Below are 13,324 nucleotides of genomic sequence, written 5' to 3'. Positions count from 1 at the left end.
CATCGCAGGACTGTGGCTGAGCCGATGAGCGAGCAAACCACCTTCACCGAAGCCGACCGCGTCGACGGCATCGAGCCCGACATGGCCGACCAGAACAACGCCCCGGCCTCCGACGCGCCGGGCAACGGCGTGCAGCCGATGAACATGATCCAGGCCCTCAACTCGGCCCTGGACGTGAAGATGGCCGAGGATCCCGACGTCCTGTCGTTCGGCGAGGACGCCGGCTATTTCGGCGGCGTCTTCCGGGTCACCGACCACCTGCAGAAGAAGCACGGCCTGACCCGCAGCTTCGACGCCCCGATCAGCGAATGCGGCATCGTCGCCGCCGCCATCGGCATGGGCGCCTACGGCCTGCGGCCGGTCGTCGAGATCCAGTTCGCCGACTACATCTACCCGGCCTACGACCAGATCGTCTCCGAGGCGGCCAAGCTGCGCTACCGCTCGGCCGGCATGTTCACCTCGCCGATCACCGTCCGCAGCCCCTACGGCGGCGGCATCTTCGGCGGCCAGACCCACAGCCAGTCGCCCGAAAGCCTGTTCACTCACATCGCCGGGCTGAAGGTGGTCATCCCCTCCAACCCCTACGACGCCAAGGGCCTGCTCACCGCCGCCATCGAGGACGACGATCCGGTCATCTTCTTCGAGCCCAAGCGCCTCTACAACGGCCCCTTCGACGGCTGGCACGAGAAGCCGGTCAGCCCGTGGAAAGCCCAGGCGCTGGCCCAGGTCCCGACCGGCAAGTACGTCGAGTCGATCGGCAAGGCGCGGGTGATGAAGGAAGGCTCCGACGTCACCATCCTCTGCTACGGGACCATGGTCTGGGTGTCGCTGGCCGGGGCGGAGCACGCCGGCGTCGACGCCGAGGTCATCGACCTGCGCACCCTCGTGCCGCTCGACATCGAGACCATCGAGGCCTCGGTCAGGAAGACCGGCCGCTGCGTCATCGTCCACGAGGCCCCGAAGACCTCCGGCTTCGGCGCCGAGCTCAGCGCCCTGGTGCAGGAGCGCTGCTTCTACCACCTCGAGGCCCCGATCGCCCGCGTCACCGGCTGGGACACCCCCTATCCCCACGCCTTCGAGTGGGAATACTTCCCCGGCCCCGAGCGGGTCGCCGAGGCGCTGAAGGCCACGATGAAGGGAGGCCGCTGAGATGGGTCGCTATGTCTTCAAGCTGCCCGACGTGGGCGAAGGCACCGCCGAGGCCGAACTGGTCGGCTGGCACGTCAAGGTCGGCGACGCGGTCGCCGAGGACCAGATCGTCGCCGACGTCATGACCGACAAGGCCACCGTCGAGATCACCTCGCCGGTCGCCGGCACGGTCTCCCGGCTGCACGGCGAGCCCGGCCAGATGCTGGCCGTCCGCGGCCCGCTGGTCGAGTTCGAGGTCGAGGGGGCGGGGAACAGCGATGACGCGCCCCCCTCGGAGCCCGATGCGCAGGCTCCGGTCCCCCCGGCGGGGGGGCAGCGCGCCGAAGTTCCTCCCCCGCAGGGGGAGGGGGACCATGCGAAGCATGGTGGAGGGGGCGAGTCCGCTTCCGCCCCCGGCGCCAACTACGTCTTCAAGCTCCCCGACGTCGGCGAGGGCACCGCCGAGGCCGAACTGGTCGGGTGGCGCGTCGCGGTCGGCGACGCGGTCGAGGAGGACCAGATTCTCGCCGAGGTCATGACCGACAAGGCCACCGTCGAACTGACCTCCCCGGTGGCCGGAACCGTCGTCGCCCTGCACGGCGACGAGGGCCAGCAGATCGCCGTCGGCGGCCCGCTGGTCAGCTTCCAGGTCGAGGGCAAGGGCAACATTTCTTCTCCCCTCCCCCTCGAGGGGGGAGGGGCCGGGGGTGGGGGTGGAGGCGCATCGCGTCAGGACGTGGCGCGTGAGGCTCCGTCGAAAGCCAGCCCACCCGCGTCTTCCTCGAAACAGCCTGCCACCACCCCCACCCAACCCTCCCCCTTCAAGGGGGAGGGCTCACGGCAGCTCTCCGACCGCAACCAGCGCCCCCTCGCCTCGCCCGCCGTGCGCCAGCGCGCGCGCCAGCTCGGCGTCGAGCTCCAGTACGTCCCCGGCTCCGGCCCCGCCGGCCGCATCGAGCACGGCGACCTCGACGCCTTCCTCGCCTCCGGCGGCCGCCCCGCCGCCCCGGCCGGCGCCGGCGCGACCCGCGTGCGCCGCGAGGGCGTCGAGGAGATCAAGGTCATCGGCCTGCGCCGCAAGATCGCGGAGAAGATGCAGGACGCCAAGCGGCGCATCCCGCACTTCATGTACGCCGAAGAGGTCGACGTCACCGAGCTGGAGGCCCTGCGCCAGCACCTCAACGCGACCAACAAGGGGACGGACAGGCCCAAGCTGACCCTGCTGCCGTTCATCGCCACGGCCCTGACCCGGACCCTGCCCGACTATCCGCAGATCAACGCCACCTATGACGACGACGCCGGCGTGCTGTACCGCCACGCCGGGGTGCATCTGGGCATCGCCGCTCAGACGCCCAACGGCCTGATGGTGCCGGTGGTGAAGAACGCAGAGGCGCTGGACGTCTACGGCCTGGCCGAGGAGATCGCCCGCGTCTCGTCCGCCGCCAAGGCCGGCAAGGCGACGCGCGAGGAGCTGTCAGGCTCGACCATCACCATCACCTCGCTGGGGCCGCTGGGCGGCATCGTCCACACGCCGGTGATCAACCACCCCGAGGTGGCCATCGTCGGCCCCAACAAGATCGTCGAACGGGTGGTGGTGCAAGACGGCCAGATGGTCGTGCGCAAGATGATGAACATCTCCTCGAGTTTCGACCACCGCATCGTCGACGGCTACGACGCCGCGGAGTTCATCCAGAAGATCAAGGCGCTGCTGGAGCACCCGGCGGTGCTGTTCATGGACTAGACCGTGACTGAAACCCTCACCACCAAAGTCCTCATCATCGGCGCCGGCACCGGCGGCTATGTCGCCGGCATCCGTTGCGGCCAGCTGGGGCTCGACACCGTGCTGGTCGACGGCGGCGACGGCCTCGGCGGCACCTGCCTGAACGTCGGCTGCATCCCGTCCAAGGCCATCATCCACGCGGCGCACAAGTTCGAGACCGTGGCCAAGGCCGCCGACGGCGGCACCATGGGCATCACGGCCAGCAAGCCGGCCATCGACCTGAAGCAGACGGTCGAGTGGAAGGACGGCATCGTCCGCAAGCTGAACGCGGGCGTCGCCGGCCTGCTGAAGAAGGCCAAGGTCAAGGTAATCAACGGCTGGGCCACCTTCTCCGACGCCAAGACCTGCACGGTGAAGACTGGCGACGGCGACATCGTCATCAGCGCCGAACACGTCATCCTCGCCACCGGCTCCGAGCCGGTCGAACTGCCCTTCCTGCCCTTCGGCGGCGACGTCATCTCCTCGACCGAGGCCCTGTCGCTGGACAAGGTCCCCGGCAAGCTGGTCGTGGTCGGCGGCGGCTATATCGGCCTCGAGCTGGGCATCGCCTTCCGCAAGCTGGGGGCCGAGGTCGCCATCGTCGAAATGGCCGGCCGCCTGCTGCCGCTCTACGACAAGGCCCTGACCGATCCGGTCGGCAAATGGCTGGAGGCCCACGGCGTCGAACTGCACCTCGGCGCCAAGGCAGGGTCGTTCGAGAAGGGCCAGCTCAACGTCACGACCAAGGACGGGCAGGCGGTCAAGCTCAAGGCCGACAAGGTCCTCGTCACCGTCGGGCGCAAGCCCCGGACGAAGGGCTGGGGTCTGGAGAACATGGGCGTGGCCATGGCCGGTCCGTTCGTGAAGATCGACGACCGCTGCGCCACTTCGATGCGCAACGTCTGGGCCGTCGGCGACCTGACCGGCGAACCCATGCTGGCCCACAAGGGCTCGGCCCAGGGTGAGATCGTCGCCGAGATCATCGCGGGTCATGACAAGCGCTTCGACCCCGTCAGCATCGCCGCCGTCTGCTTCACCGAGCCGGAGATCGTCTCCGCCGGCCTCGGCCCGCTGGACGTTGAGGGCCGCGACGACGTCATCCAGGCGGTCTTCCCGTTGATGGCGCTGGGCCGCGCCCTGGCTATCGAGGCCGGCTCGGACGGCGGCTTCGTCCGCGTCCTGGCCTCCAAGACCGACCACCGCCTGCTCGGCGTCCAGGCCGTCGGCCAGCACGTCTCGGAACTCTCGAACAGCTTCGCCCAGATGCTGGAGATGGGCGCCCTGCTCGAGGACGTCGCCGGAACCATCCACGTCCACCCGACCATGGGCGAGGCCTTCCACGAAGCCTCCCTGCGCGCGCTGGGGCACGCGATCCATATCTAGGAGAGGGCTTGGGTCGTAGGAATCAGGAACTAGTCGGTCGCGCTTGTTCTGACGTCCTTTCTGATTCCCGATTCCTGCTCCCTCGTCCGTCGCCGAACCGTCACACCTCCGCCGGGCGAACCGTCACAGTCCTCTGGTCTAAGCGGCCGCGAACAAGGCCTGTCCGGAGATCGACATGACCCGCACCCTCCTCGCCGCCGCCTCGGCGGTCGCCCTCCTCGCCCTCGGCGCCTGCGGCCAGGGCGGCGGCGCTAACCAGACCCGCGACGGCATCTGGGCGGCCGGCTCGTCGACGGTCTTCCCCTTCGCCACGCGCGTGGCCGAGAACTTCTCGCGCACCGCCGGCGGCGCCGCGCCGCGGGTCGAGTCGCTCGGCACCGGCGGCGGCATCAAGGCCTTCTGCCAGGGCGTCGGCCCGACCACCCCGGACATCGCCAACGCCTCGCGCCCGATGAAGGCCTCGGAGTTCGCCGAGTGCCAGAAGAACGGCGTCACCGAGATCGTCGAGATCAAGATCGGCTACGACGGGATCGTCGTCGCCACGGCCCGCAATGGCGGCAGCTTCGACCTGCGCCTGCAGGACCTCTATCTGGCCCTCGCCAAGGAAGTCCCCGGCGAGGGCGGCGCCTTCGTCGCCAACCCGGCCACGACCTGGAACCAGGTCAACCCGGGCCTGCCCGCCCAGCGCATCCAGGTCTACGGCCCGCCGCCGACCTCGGGCACCCGCGACGCCTTCCTCGAACTGGGCATGGCCCCGGGCGCTGAGCGCATCCCGGCTCTCGCCGCCCTGTCGGAGTCCGACGAGGACCGCTTCGAAACGCTGGCCCACACCCTGCGCGAGGACAACGCCTGGATCGACTCGGGCGAGAACGACAACGCCATCGTCCAGACCCTGACCCGCACCCCCGGCTCGCTGGGCGTGTTCGGCTTCAGCTTCCTCGAGCAGAACATGGACACGGTGAAGGCCGAGACCATCGACGGGATCGCGCCCTCGGTCGAGACCATCGCCGACGGCTCGTACCCGCTGGCCCGCAGCCTCTACATCTATGTGAAGAAGCAGCACGTGGGCGTGATCCCCGGCCTCGAGCAGTTCGTCATGGAGTTCATGTCCGAGGCCTCGGCCGGCCGCGGCGGCTACCTTCAGGATCGCGGCCTGGTGCCGCTGCCCGCTGAAGAGCTCGCCGCCCAGCGCGCCGTCGCCAACGCCCTGACGCCGATGTCGGCCCCGGCCAACTGAGGCCTCGCCATCGGACGCTGAAGGCCCCGGCTCCGGCCGGGGCCTTTGTCGTTTGCGGGAACGCTCTCCGCCTTCGACCGGTTGTCAGACGCCAGTCCCTGAGGAGAGGTCCGTGACCCAGACACCCCCCGGCGGCCCGCGCCGCTCGCCCCGCTTCAATAGCCTCGTCGTGCTCGGCCTGGTGCTGCTGTTCGTCGCCGCCGGCGCCTTCGTCTGGATGCGCTGGAGCGCCGACGCGGTCACCGCCGCCGACGAGGCCGGTGAGGCCATGGTCCAGCCCGCCGAACTGCCGCCTCCCGACGCCGGCGCCGTCCCCGCCGAGCCTGGAGCCACCGGCGTCGGAAACGCTGTCGCGCCCGAAGATGAACGCGGCCTCGACCCGGCTCCCGGCGCGCAGCCGGTCGAGCGCTGACGACCGGAGCAGTACTCCCGGCCCTTCTCCGGCGCCGGGAGTTAATGTTTGAATCCCCTATCTCGCGCAGATCGCCCGTTGATTTGCTTCAACAATGAGGGGCAGGCAGCGTCATTTCCCCGCCATGGGAAGAACCGCCCCCACACTGCCCCATCCCGTCGGTGGGGAGGGCGTCGGATCCACGACCTCGACGACGGCGGGCTGTGGTCGAGCGATGAAGCCGGGGTGGAGGAGAGTCCCGGGGGCCTCGTGGACGTCGAGTGGATGGCGTCCCTTGCTCGCCGCGCGCCCAACAAGGCGGGGTCGATGCGGACATGATCCGGAAAGTCCTGCCTCCCGGCGACGCCGCAAGGCCGAACCGGCGAGTCTTCAAGGCCGGAACAGGGCCGCCAGTCGGCGGGGTGAACGGAAAACGACCACGCGGGGCGCAGGCTTCCGCCGAATACGGTCACCCAAACTGCACCGACCGGGCGAAGGCCCGGCGCCCCGCTCCCTTCCCGCCCGTCCTGCTCCCGCAGGCGGCGAAGAGTCATGCGCGATCGCACCCTCTCGGGAAGAGGGCGGTGGAAACCTCCCGGAAAGGAGTCGTGACGCTTTTGCCGCATACCCCCGCCAACCTTCGCTTCCGGGCGCCCGATTCACCGGCCCGTGACCATGTCCGCGATACGGTGTCGGAACGAAGCGGCGAGGTACGGCTTTGAACAGGCCATGCTCATGCAACTGAAAAGGCTGGCGAAGCACGTCTGCACGCCCGACGAGCTCGACATGGTCGAGCACTACCGCACCGACGCGGAGAAGACAGCCGACCTCGTCGTCCACGTCGTCGGCCTGACCCTGGCTGCGGTCGGCGGCGTCGTGCTGGCGGTGCTGGCGGCGCTCTATTCCGGCGTCGGGGCGGTGGCCGCCACCGCCGTCTACGCCCTGTGCCTGATCGGCATGCTGGCCGCCTCGACGGTCTACAACCTGACCCGTCCATGCCCCGCCCGGCCGGTGCTGCGTCGCCTCGACGAGGCGGCCATCTTCCTGATGATCGCCGGCAGCTACACCCCCTTCACCACCCAGCGTTTCGAGGGCGCGTGGGCGATCGGCTTCACCCTGCTGGTGTGGGCCATCGGCCTCGGCGGCGCCTTCGCCAAGGTCATCCTGCCGCGCCTGTCGGACGCCATCTGGAGCGCCGTCTATGTGGCCTTCGGCTGGCTGGCGGTGATCGCGCTGAAGCCGATGATGGACACCGTCCATCCGCTCGCCCTCGCCCTGCTGGTCGCCGGCGGCCTGATCTACACGGCCGGCGTGTTCGTCTTCATCAGTCCGCAGGTGAAGTTCCGCCGCGCCATCTGGCACGGCTTCGTGGTCACCGGCGCCACCGTGCACTGGGCCGCGGTCCTGGTCGGCGTCGTCCTCGCCCCCGGCGGCCTCGGCTAGACTTTCGCAGCCGCAGCGCGGAAACTGACGCGGCGCAACAGCTTGGGGGACGACGGGTGGCTGACAGGAAGTCCGCGAGCGACGAGACCGTCGTCATCAAGAAGTACGCCAACCGGCGCCTCTACAACACCGCCAGCAGCGCCTACGTCACCCTCGACGACCTCGCCCGCATGGTCCGCGAAGGCGTGGACTTCGTGGTCTATGACGCCCGCACCAACGAGGACCTGACCCGGCAGATCCTCACCCAGATCATCTTCGAGGAAGAGAGCCGCGGCGAGGCCCTGCTCCCGGTCCAGTTCCTGCGCCAGCTGATCGGCTTCTACGGCGGCCAGATGCAGGGCGTCCTGCCGGGCTACCTCGAGATGTCGCTCGACAACTTCTCGCGGCAACAGGAACAGATCCGCAGCCAGTTCACCAAGGCCTTCGGCGCCACGCCGGGCGCGGGCCTGCTCGACGAGATGGCCCGCCGCAACATGGCTCTCTTCTCCGAGGCGATGAAGATGTGGCCCGGCTTCGCCGCCGGCGCTCCCCGCCCGGAAGAGCCGCCGAAGGCCGCCGCCGGGGGCGACGACGCCCTGGCCGAGATGCGTCGGCAGATGGACGAGATGCGCGCCCGCCTCGACAAGCTGTCGAAGCCATGACCGACGAGGTGGCCCCTGTCGCCCCGGTCGGAAGCCGCGACCGCCGCGCCGCCGAGCGCCGGGCGGCCGAACGCCGGGTCGCCTCCGCCTCGCGCGCCCTGGTTCCGGCCGCGCCGCCGGAGGAAGCTGCCGGGGAGGCGGCAAGAGCTGCCTCGCCCCCGCCCTCCGATCCCGGAGCCGCGGTCTTTGCGGCCCAGCTGATGGGCCAGACCGGCCAGCGGCGGGGCCTCAAGGGCGGCCCGCCGGTGCTCGACGCCGCCCGCGCCGCCTATCTCGAAACCCGGTATTCCGGCGCCGCCGACCGACGTCCGAAGCCCGGCCGTACGGAGGACACCGACATCTGAAGCTGCGGCATGGTCCTTGCTGAACCCCCGGGGTTCACGCCCGTTTCCGGACCGCCGCCAATGCTCAGCTTCCTGACCCGCACCATCGACGTGACCGTCGTGGCCCTTATCTTCGTGGCCTTCAGCTGATCTAGGCCACGCCGCCGAAGTCGAGGTCCTTGCGGGCCGAGATGATGGTGACGATGAACCCGGCCAGCACGTCCAGCATGACCATCACCACGATCAGGAAGAAGGTGGAGGTGGCGAAGCCCTTGATCAGCAGGAACTCCACCAGCACGGCGACGAACAGGATCATCGACAGGGCGTGATTGACGATCGCCACCTTCTGGCTCGACGTCGATTTCAGCAGTTCGAAGAAAAGCAGGATCAGGCTCAGCAGCAGGATCAGGTCTCCCGGCCCGACGTTCCAGCTGGTTCCGGAGGCCATCGGGATGGAGAACATCGGATCGCGCAGGATGGCGTCGGCCCCGCCCGCGGCCATCGCCGCCTCGCTGCCGCCGCCGATCAGGCTCGACAGCACCACGATGTTGTAGAGCACCACCGGGATCAACAGCAGCGGCAGGGCGATCAGCATGACCAGGCTCCGGCGGCGGACGGCCCCCAACGGCCGCGCTTGTTAACGATGCATACCCCGGTTCGCTCCATACGGCTACGGCCGCTCCCCCGGGAGGCGAACCTCAGAATTCGCTGACTGCGCCCGGCCTGCGAGACCGCCGCTTCAGCCACATCACGCCCAGCAGGTCCGAAAGCGACGCCACGAGCCGTCCCCAATTGGTGTACTTGGACCGGCCCGTCTCCCGGTGCCGGTGCCCGACGTCGATATAGCGGTTCTCGAATCCCTCGCGGATCACCAGGGCCGGCAGATAGCGGTGAACGTGATCGAAGTACGGCAGCCTCAGAAAGACGTCGCGCCGGAAGGCCTTGAGCCCGCAGCCTGTATCGGCCGCGTCGTCCGCCAGCAGGCGCTTGCGGATGCGGTTCGCCCAGCGCGAGGCCCAGCGCTTGGCCTCGGTGTCCTGACGCCGGGCCCGAACCCCGCCGACCAGCGCCACGTTCGGGGGGGAGGCGGCCAGCAGGTCGACGAGCTTCGGCGCATCGGCAGGCGGGTTCTGGCCGTCTCCGTCGAGCGTGACGATGATCGGTCCCCGCGCCGCCAGCACACCGGTCCGCACCGCCCGGCTCTGCCCGGCGTTCGATGCGTGGCTGAGCACGCGCAGCATCGGCAGTTCCGGCATCAGCGCCCGGAGCTCGGCGAGCGTGCCGTCGCGTGATGCGTCGTCCACGAAGAGCATCTCGAACGATCGCCCGGCGAAGGCCGCCGCGATCTCGCGCGCCAGGGGGCCGGCCGCGCCCTCCTCGTCATGAACGGGAACGACGACGGAGATGTCGGGAACGGTTTCGGTCATGGCGGCTGTCTAGCGGGTTTCGCAGCCGCGCGGGAGGGATGGCTGACGTCTCAGGAACGGCCGTGATAGGAAGCTGCACATGACGCGCCCCGATCTCGACCGCTACATCGCCGGCTGGCGGGGCCCGCTGATGGCCGCCCTCATCGCCCTGCTGGCAGGGCTGCCGGTGCTGGCCCTGCTGCCGCCGCTGGACCGGGACGAGAGCCGCTACGCCCAGGCCACGTCGCAGATGCTGGAGACGGGCGACTACGTCGACATCCGCTTCCAGGACGAGCCGCGCTGGAAGAAGCCGGTCGGAATCTACTGGATGCAGGCGGCGGCGGTCGCCGCGACATCGGGCGTCGAGAGCCGCGCCATTCAGCCCTACCGCATCCCTTCGATCCTCGGCGCCATGCTGGCCGCGGCGGCCTGCGCCTGGGTCGGGGCGGCCATGTTCGGCGCGCGCGCCGGCTTCCTCGCCGGCGCCATGCTCGGCGCATCCTTCCTGCTGTCGAGCGAGGCGGGAATCGCCAAGACCGACGCCATGCTGTGCGGCGCGGTGACCCTGGCCATGGCGGCGTTGGCGCGGATCTATCTCGCCACCCGGGCCGGAGAGCCGCCGAAGCGGCCGCACAAGCTGCTGTTCTGGTCCGGGCTGGGGCTTTCGATCCTGGTCAAGGGCCCGATCGGCCTGGTGGTCATCGTCCCCGCCATGCTGCTGCTCTCCCTGTGGGACCGGAACCTGACGTGGCTGCGCCGGCTGGGCTGGGGCTGGGGCCTGCCGCTGGTCGCCCTGATCGTCGGTCCGTGGGCCATCGCCATCACCATCGCCACCGACGGGGGTTTCTGGCGTGAGGCCATCGGCGGCGACCTGGCGCCGAAACTGGCCGGTGGTCACGAGAGCCACGGCGCGCCGCCGGGAACCTACCTCGGCCTCATCGCCCTGACTTTCTTCCCCGCCACCCTGCTGCTGCCCGCGGCCGCCGTCGCCGCGTGGACCCGTCGGGCGGAGCCGGCCATCCGCTTCCTGATCTGCTGGCTGCTCCCGGCCTGGCTGATCTTCGAGCTGACGCCGACCAAGCTGGTACACTACAACCTGCCGGTCTTCGGGGCGCTGGCGCTGCTGGCGGCGGGGGCCCTGACCCGCCCCGTCGGCCGCTGGCCGCGCTACATCGGCGCCGCGCTGACGGTGCTGGTGGGCGTCCTGCTCGCCGCCGCCGTCGTGGCCGGCCTGACCGAGTTCGGACGGTCCACCGCCCAGACCTGGGCGACCATCACCATCGTCTTCTCCGTGCTGGCGGGGCTGATCGGGGCCTTCCTTCTGCTTCACCGCGCCGCCGTGCCGGCGGTCATCGCCTCGCTGGCGCTGGGCGTGGTGGCGCACGGGGCGCTGGCGGGCACGCTTCGTCAGCTGAAGCCGCTGTCGGTGTCGCCGCGCCTGCAGCAGGTGCTGGAGCGGGCCGACCTGCACCCGCGCCAGGGGCGACCCGGCCCGGTGGCCATCGCCGGGTTCCACGAGCCCAGCTTCGTCTTCCTGACCGGCCGCGACACGGAACTGACCGATGCGGAGGGCGCCGCGCGGGCGCTGGCCGAGGGCCGACCGGCGATCGTCGAGGAAAGGCAGGCCCAGCGCTTCCGCGAAGCGGCGGCCCGCCGGGGCGTGACCGGTCGCTCGGTGGGCGTCGTCGACGGGCACAACTACTCCCAGGGGGACGACGTCCGCCTGACTGTCTTTGCGCCGCCCGACGCAGCGCTGCCGGGGGAGCCGCGACGATGAGCCGGCCGATCACCATCGTTGAGGTCGGTCCCCGAGACGGACTTCAGAACGAGCGCATCGTGCTGGAGCCGACCGTGCGCGCCGAACTGGTGCGGCGGCTGGAGGCCGCAGGGGCGCGGCGCATCGAGGCGGTCAGCTTCGTGCATCCGAAATACGTGCCGCAGATGGCCGGGGCGGAGGAGGTCATGGCCCTTCTGCCGCCGGCCGCCGGCCGCAGCCGCATCGGCCTCGTCCTGAACGGCAAGGGCTACGACCGGGCGCTCGGGACGCCCGTGGACGAGGTCAATGTCGCCATGTCCGCGACCGACGGCTTCGGGCTGAAGAACCAGGGCCTCACCGTGGACCAGCAGGTCGGCATGCTGGCCGACATCGTCGCCGGCCGGCGCAACGCCGAGGGCGAGCCGGGCGCGGCCCCGGCGCTGACAGCGACCCTGTCGTGCGTCTGGGGCTGCCCCTTCGACGGGGAGGTGTCGACCGGGCAGGTCGAGGATCTGGTCGGCCGCATCGCCGAACTCGGCGTCGGCGAGATCGCCCTGGCCGACACCATCGGCGCGGGGGACCCGTGGAGCGTGACGCGCAAGGTGGAGGCGGCGCGGCGCGCTGCGCCCGACGCCGTGTTGCGCCTGCACTTCCACGACACCCGGAACACCGGCCTGGCCAACGCCCATGCCGGCGTGGAGGCGGGCATCGACGTGCTGGACGCCTCCGTCGGCGGCATCGGCGGCTGCCCCTTCGCGCCCGGCGCGACCGGCAACATCGCCACCGAGGACCTGGTCTATATGCTCGAACGGGCCGGTTTCGAAACCGGCTACGACCTCGACGCCCTGATCGCAGTCGCCCGCTGGATCGGAGAGAAGATCGGCCGGCCTGCCCCCAGCGCCCTCAGTCGAGCCGGCGGCTGGCCGCGAAGCACGGCTGACGCCGCTCAGCGATAGGGCGTCTCGAACGCCCAGCGGATCGTACGCGCGACTCCGCGCGTTCCGGTTCGCACGAGGGGACGGGCCGGCAGGGGCGAGGACAGGCCGTGCATTCGCCGCGCCCAGCCGGGCAGGAGATCCACGCCCGCCTGCAGCACCAGGGCGCGGAAGGGCCGCGCCGCGGGGTCGCCGCCCTCGCGGGACAGCAGCAGGCGCGCCACCTCGCGGGTTCGCTCGTCGACCCGCAGCCGGGGCCGCAGGGCGCGGATCAGAGCCTGGGCTTCGGCCTGGGTCCGGGGCAGCGGATCGGCGCCGAGTCGTCGGCCGACCTCGGCCATTTCGGCGAAGTAGCGGTCGCGGTCGGCCCGGGACATGCCGGGCTCTCCGTAGCGCAGCCAACCGTTCAGGAAGCTGGTCGCCTCGGTGACGTGCACCCAGGCCAGCAACTCGGGATCGTCGGCCGCGTAGGGCGTTCCGTCGGGCAGGGCGCCGGCCACCCGCCCATGGATGCGCCGCACGCGATCGATGACGGCCTCCGCGTCGTCTCGCCCGCCATAGGTGGTGACGGCGATGAATCGGGCGGTGCGGCGCAGGCGGCCGTGCATGTCGGCGCGGAAGTTGGAATGGTCCCAGACCCCGGCCAGCACCGCCGGATGGAGCATCTGCAGCAGCAGGCCGGAGACGCCGCCGACCAGCATGCCGGTGACGTCGCCGTGCACCCGCCACGCGACCGAATTCGGCCCGAACAGGCCATCCGGGCGCCGCGCCACCGGTCGTTCGCCCTTCTCCGGATCGTTGAACATCCGGACAACCCCGCCGGCTATGGCGCGCCGGACGGGACGGGCCAGCCGGCCAGGCAGTGGATCGGGCGACAGGGGCGGGCGGATCTGGCCGGTCATCTCGGCTCAATGCTCTCACA

The 13,324-nt window shown here is 70.5% G+C and carries 13 protein-coding genes; 10 read left to right on the top strand and 3 right to left on the bottom strand.

What is annotated here, in order from left to right; genetic code table 11:
- The first annotated feature begins 24 nt into the window (after positions 1-24).
- The 8 genes from BM333_RS00590 (at position 25) to BM333_RS00555 (ending at position 8,326) form a co-directional block, all read left to right on the top strand.
- Positions 25-1,149 carry an alpha-ketoacid dehydrogenase subunit beta gene (locus BM333_RS00590; protein ID WP_218151399.1) on the top strand — a complete coding sequence of 375 codons (1,125 nt, stop codon included), beginning with the start codon at positions 25-27 and terminating at the stop codon, positions 1,147-1,149.
- A gap of 1 nt (position 1,150) precedes the next feature.
- Positions 1,151-2,869: a 2-oxo acid dehydrogenase subunit E2 gene (locus BM333_RS00585; RefSeq protein WP_092306218.1), complete on the top strand. Its 1,719-nt coding sequence runs from the start codon at positions 1,151-1,153 to the stop codon at positions 2,867-2,869.
- A 3-nt stretch (positions 2,870-2,872) separates the two neighbouring features.
- Positions 2,873-4,270, top strand: a complete 1,398-nt coding sequence (gene lpdA, locus BM333_RS00580; RefSeq protein WP_092306215.1) for a dihydrolipoyl dehydrogenase — start codon at positions 2,873-2,875, stop codon at positions 4,268-4,270.
- Positions 4,271-4,445: 175 nt separating this feature from the next.
- Positions 4,446-5,507 carry a substrate-binding domain-containing protein gene (locus tag BM333_RS00575; RefSeq protein ID WP_092306213.1) on the top strand — a complete coding sequence of 354 codons (1,062 nt, stop codon included), beginning with the start codon at positions 4,446-4,448 and terminating at the stop codon, positions 5,505-5,507.
- A 112-nt stretch (positions 5,508-5,619) separates the two neighbouring features.
- A complete protein-coding gene (locus BM333_RS00570) occupies positions 5,620-5,919 on the top strand; it encodes a hypothetical protein (protein WP_092306211.1) in 300 nt (99 codons plus the stop codon).
- Positions 5,920-6,627: 708 nt separating this feature from the next.
- Positions 6,628-7,341: a PAQR family membrane homeostasis protein TrhA gene (gene trhA, locus BM333_RS00565; protein ID WP_092306209.1), complete on the top strand. Its 714-nt coding sequence runs from the start codon at positions 6,628-6,630 to the stop codon at positions 7,339-7,341.
- Positions 7,342-7,397: 56 nt separating this feature from the next.
- Entirely contained in the window at positions 7,398-7,982 is a 585-nt protein-coding gene (gene phaR, locus BM333_RS00560; RefSeq protein WP_092306207.1) for a polyhydroxyalkanoate synthesis repressor PhaR, read from the top strand.
- Positions 7,979-8,326: a hypothetical protein gene (locus BM333_RS00555; protein ID WP_092306205.1), complete on the top strand. Its 348-nt coding sequence runs from the start codon at positions 7,979-7,981 to the stop codon at positions 8,324-8,326. Before phaR ends, BM333_RS00555 begins: the two co-directional genes overlap by 4 nt.
- 130 nt (positions 8,327-8,456) lie before the next feature.
- Here BM333_RS00555 and BM333_RS00550 read toward each other — a convergent pair whose 3' ends face one another.
- Both BM333_RS00550 and BM333_RS00545 read right to left on the bottom strand, forming a co-directional pair.
- Entirely contained in the window at positions 8,457-8,900 is a 444-nt protein-coding gene (locus tag BM333_RS00550; protein ID WP_092306203.1) for a hypothetical protein, read from the bottom strand.
- 103 nt (positions 8,901-9,003) lie between these two features.
- Positions 9,004-9,732, bottom strand: coding sequence for a glycosyltransferase family 2 protein (locus BM333_RS00545; RefSeq protein WP_092306201.1), 729 nt, complete (start codon positions 9,730-9,732; stop codon positions 9,004-9,006).
- 79 nt (positions 9,733-9,811) lie between these two features.
- On the opposite strand from BM333_RS00545, the gene BM333_RS00540 reads away from it, so the two are divergent.
- Positions 9,812-11,488 (top strand): ArnT family glycosyltransferase, encoded by a 1,677-nt coding sequence (locus BM333_RS00540; RefSeq protein WP_092306199.1) that lies wholly within the window; start codon positions 9,812-9,814, stop codon positions 11,486-11,488.
- Positions 11,485-12,423, top strand: a complete 939-nt coding sequence (locus tag BM333_RS00535; protein ID WP_092306197.1) for a hydroxymethylglutaryl-CoA lyase — start codon at positions 11,485-11,487, stop codon at positions 12,421-12,423. The genes BM333_RS00540 and BM333_RS00535 overlap by 4 nt, the downstream gene beginning before the upstream one ends.
- Here the strand turns inward: BM333_RS00535 and BM333_RS00530 are convergent.
- Positions 12,414-13,304, bottom strand: a complete 891-nt coding sequence (locus BM333_RS00530; RefSeq protein WP_092306195.1) for an oxygenase MpaB family protein — start codon at positions 13,302-13,304, stop codon at positions 12,414-12,416. The genes BM333_RS00535 and BM333_RS00530 overlap by 10 nt on opposite strands.
- Positions 13,305-13,324 lie beyond the last annotated feature (20 nt).

This window comes from Brevundimonas viscosa (assembly GCF_900116065.1).
Classification (GTDB): Bacteria; Pseudomonadota; Alphaproteobacteria; order Caulobacterales; family Caulobacteraceae; genus Brevundimonas; species Brevundimonas viscosa.
This window is presented reverse-complemented; position numbering and strand designations above follow the sequence as displayed.

What these genes read in the sequence shown, in the direction of transcription:
- BM333_RS00575 (WP_092306213.1), top strand. Translation starts at nt 4,446, where the DNA reads ATGACCCGCACCCTCCTCGCCGCCGCCTCGGCGGTCGCCCTCCTCGCC.
- BM333_RS00530 (WP_092306195.1), bottom strand. Translation starts at nt 13,304, where the DNA reads ATGACCGGCCAGATCCGCCCGCCCCTGTCGCCCGATCCACTGCCTGGC.
- BM333_RS00540 (WP_092306199.1), top strand. Translation starts at nt 9,812, where the DNA reads ATGACGCGCCCCGATCTCGACCGCTACATCGCCGGCTGGCGGGGCCCG.
- BM333_RS00590 (WP_218151399.1), top strand. Translation starts at nt 25, where the DNA reads ATGAGCGAGCAAACCACCTTCACCGAAGCCGACCGCGTCGACGGCATC.
- BM333_RS00550 (WP_092306203.1), bottom strand. Translation starts at nt 8,900, where the DNA reads ATGCTGATCGCCCTGCCGCTGCTGTTGATCCCGGTGGTGCTCTACAAC.
- BM333_RS00555 (WP_092306205.1), top strand. Translation starts at nt 7,979, where the DNA reads ATGACCGACGAGGTGGCCCCTGTCGCCCCGGTCGGAAGCCGCGACCGC.
- trhA (WP_092306209.1), top strand. Translation starts at nt 6,628, where the DNA reads ATGCTCATGCAACTGAAAAGGCTGGCGAAGCACGTCTGCACGCCCGAC.
- BM333_RS00585 (WP_092306218.1), top strand. Translation starts at nt 1,151, where the DNA reads ATGGGTCGCTATGTCTTCAAGCTGCCCGACGTGGGCGAAGGCACCGCC.
- BM333_RS00535 (WP_092306197.1), top strand. Translation starts at nt 11,485, where the DNA reads ATGAGCCGGCCGATCACCATCGTTGAGGTCGGTCCCCGAGACGGACTT.
- BM333_RS00545 (WP_092306201.1), bottom strand. Translation starts at nt 9,732, where the DNA reads ATGACCGAAACCGTTCCCGACATCTCCGTCGTCGTTCCCGTTCATGAC.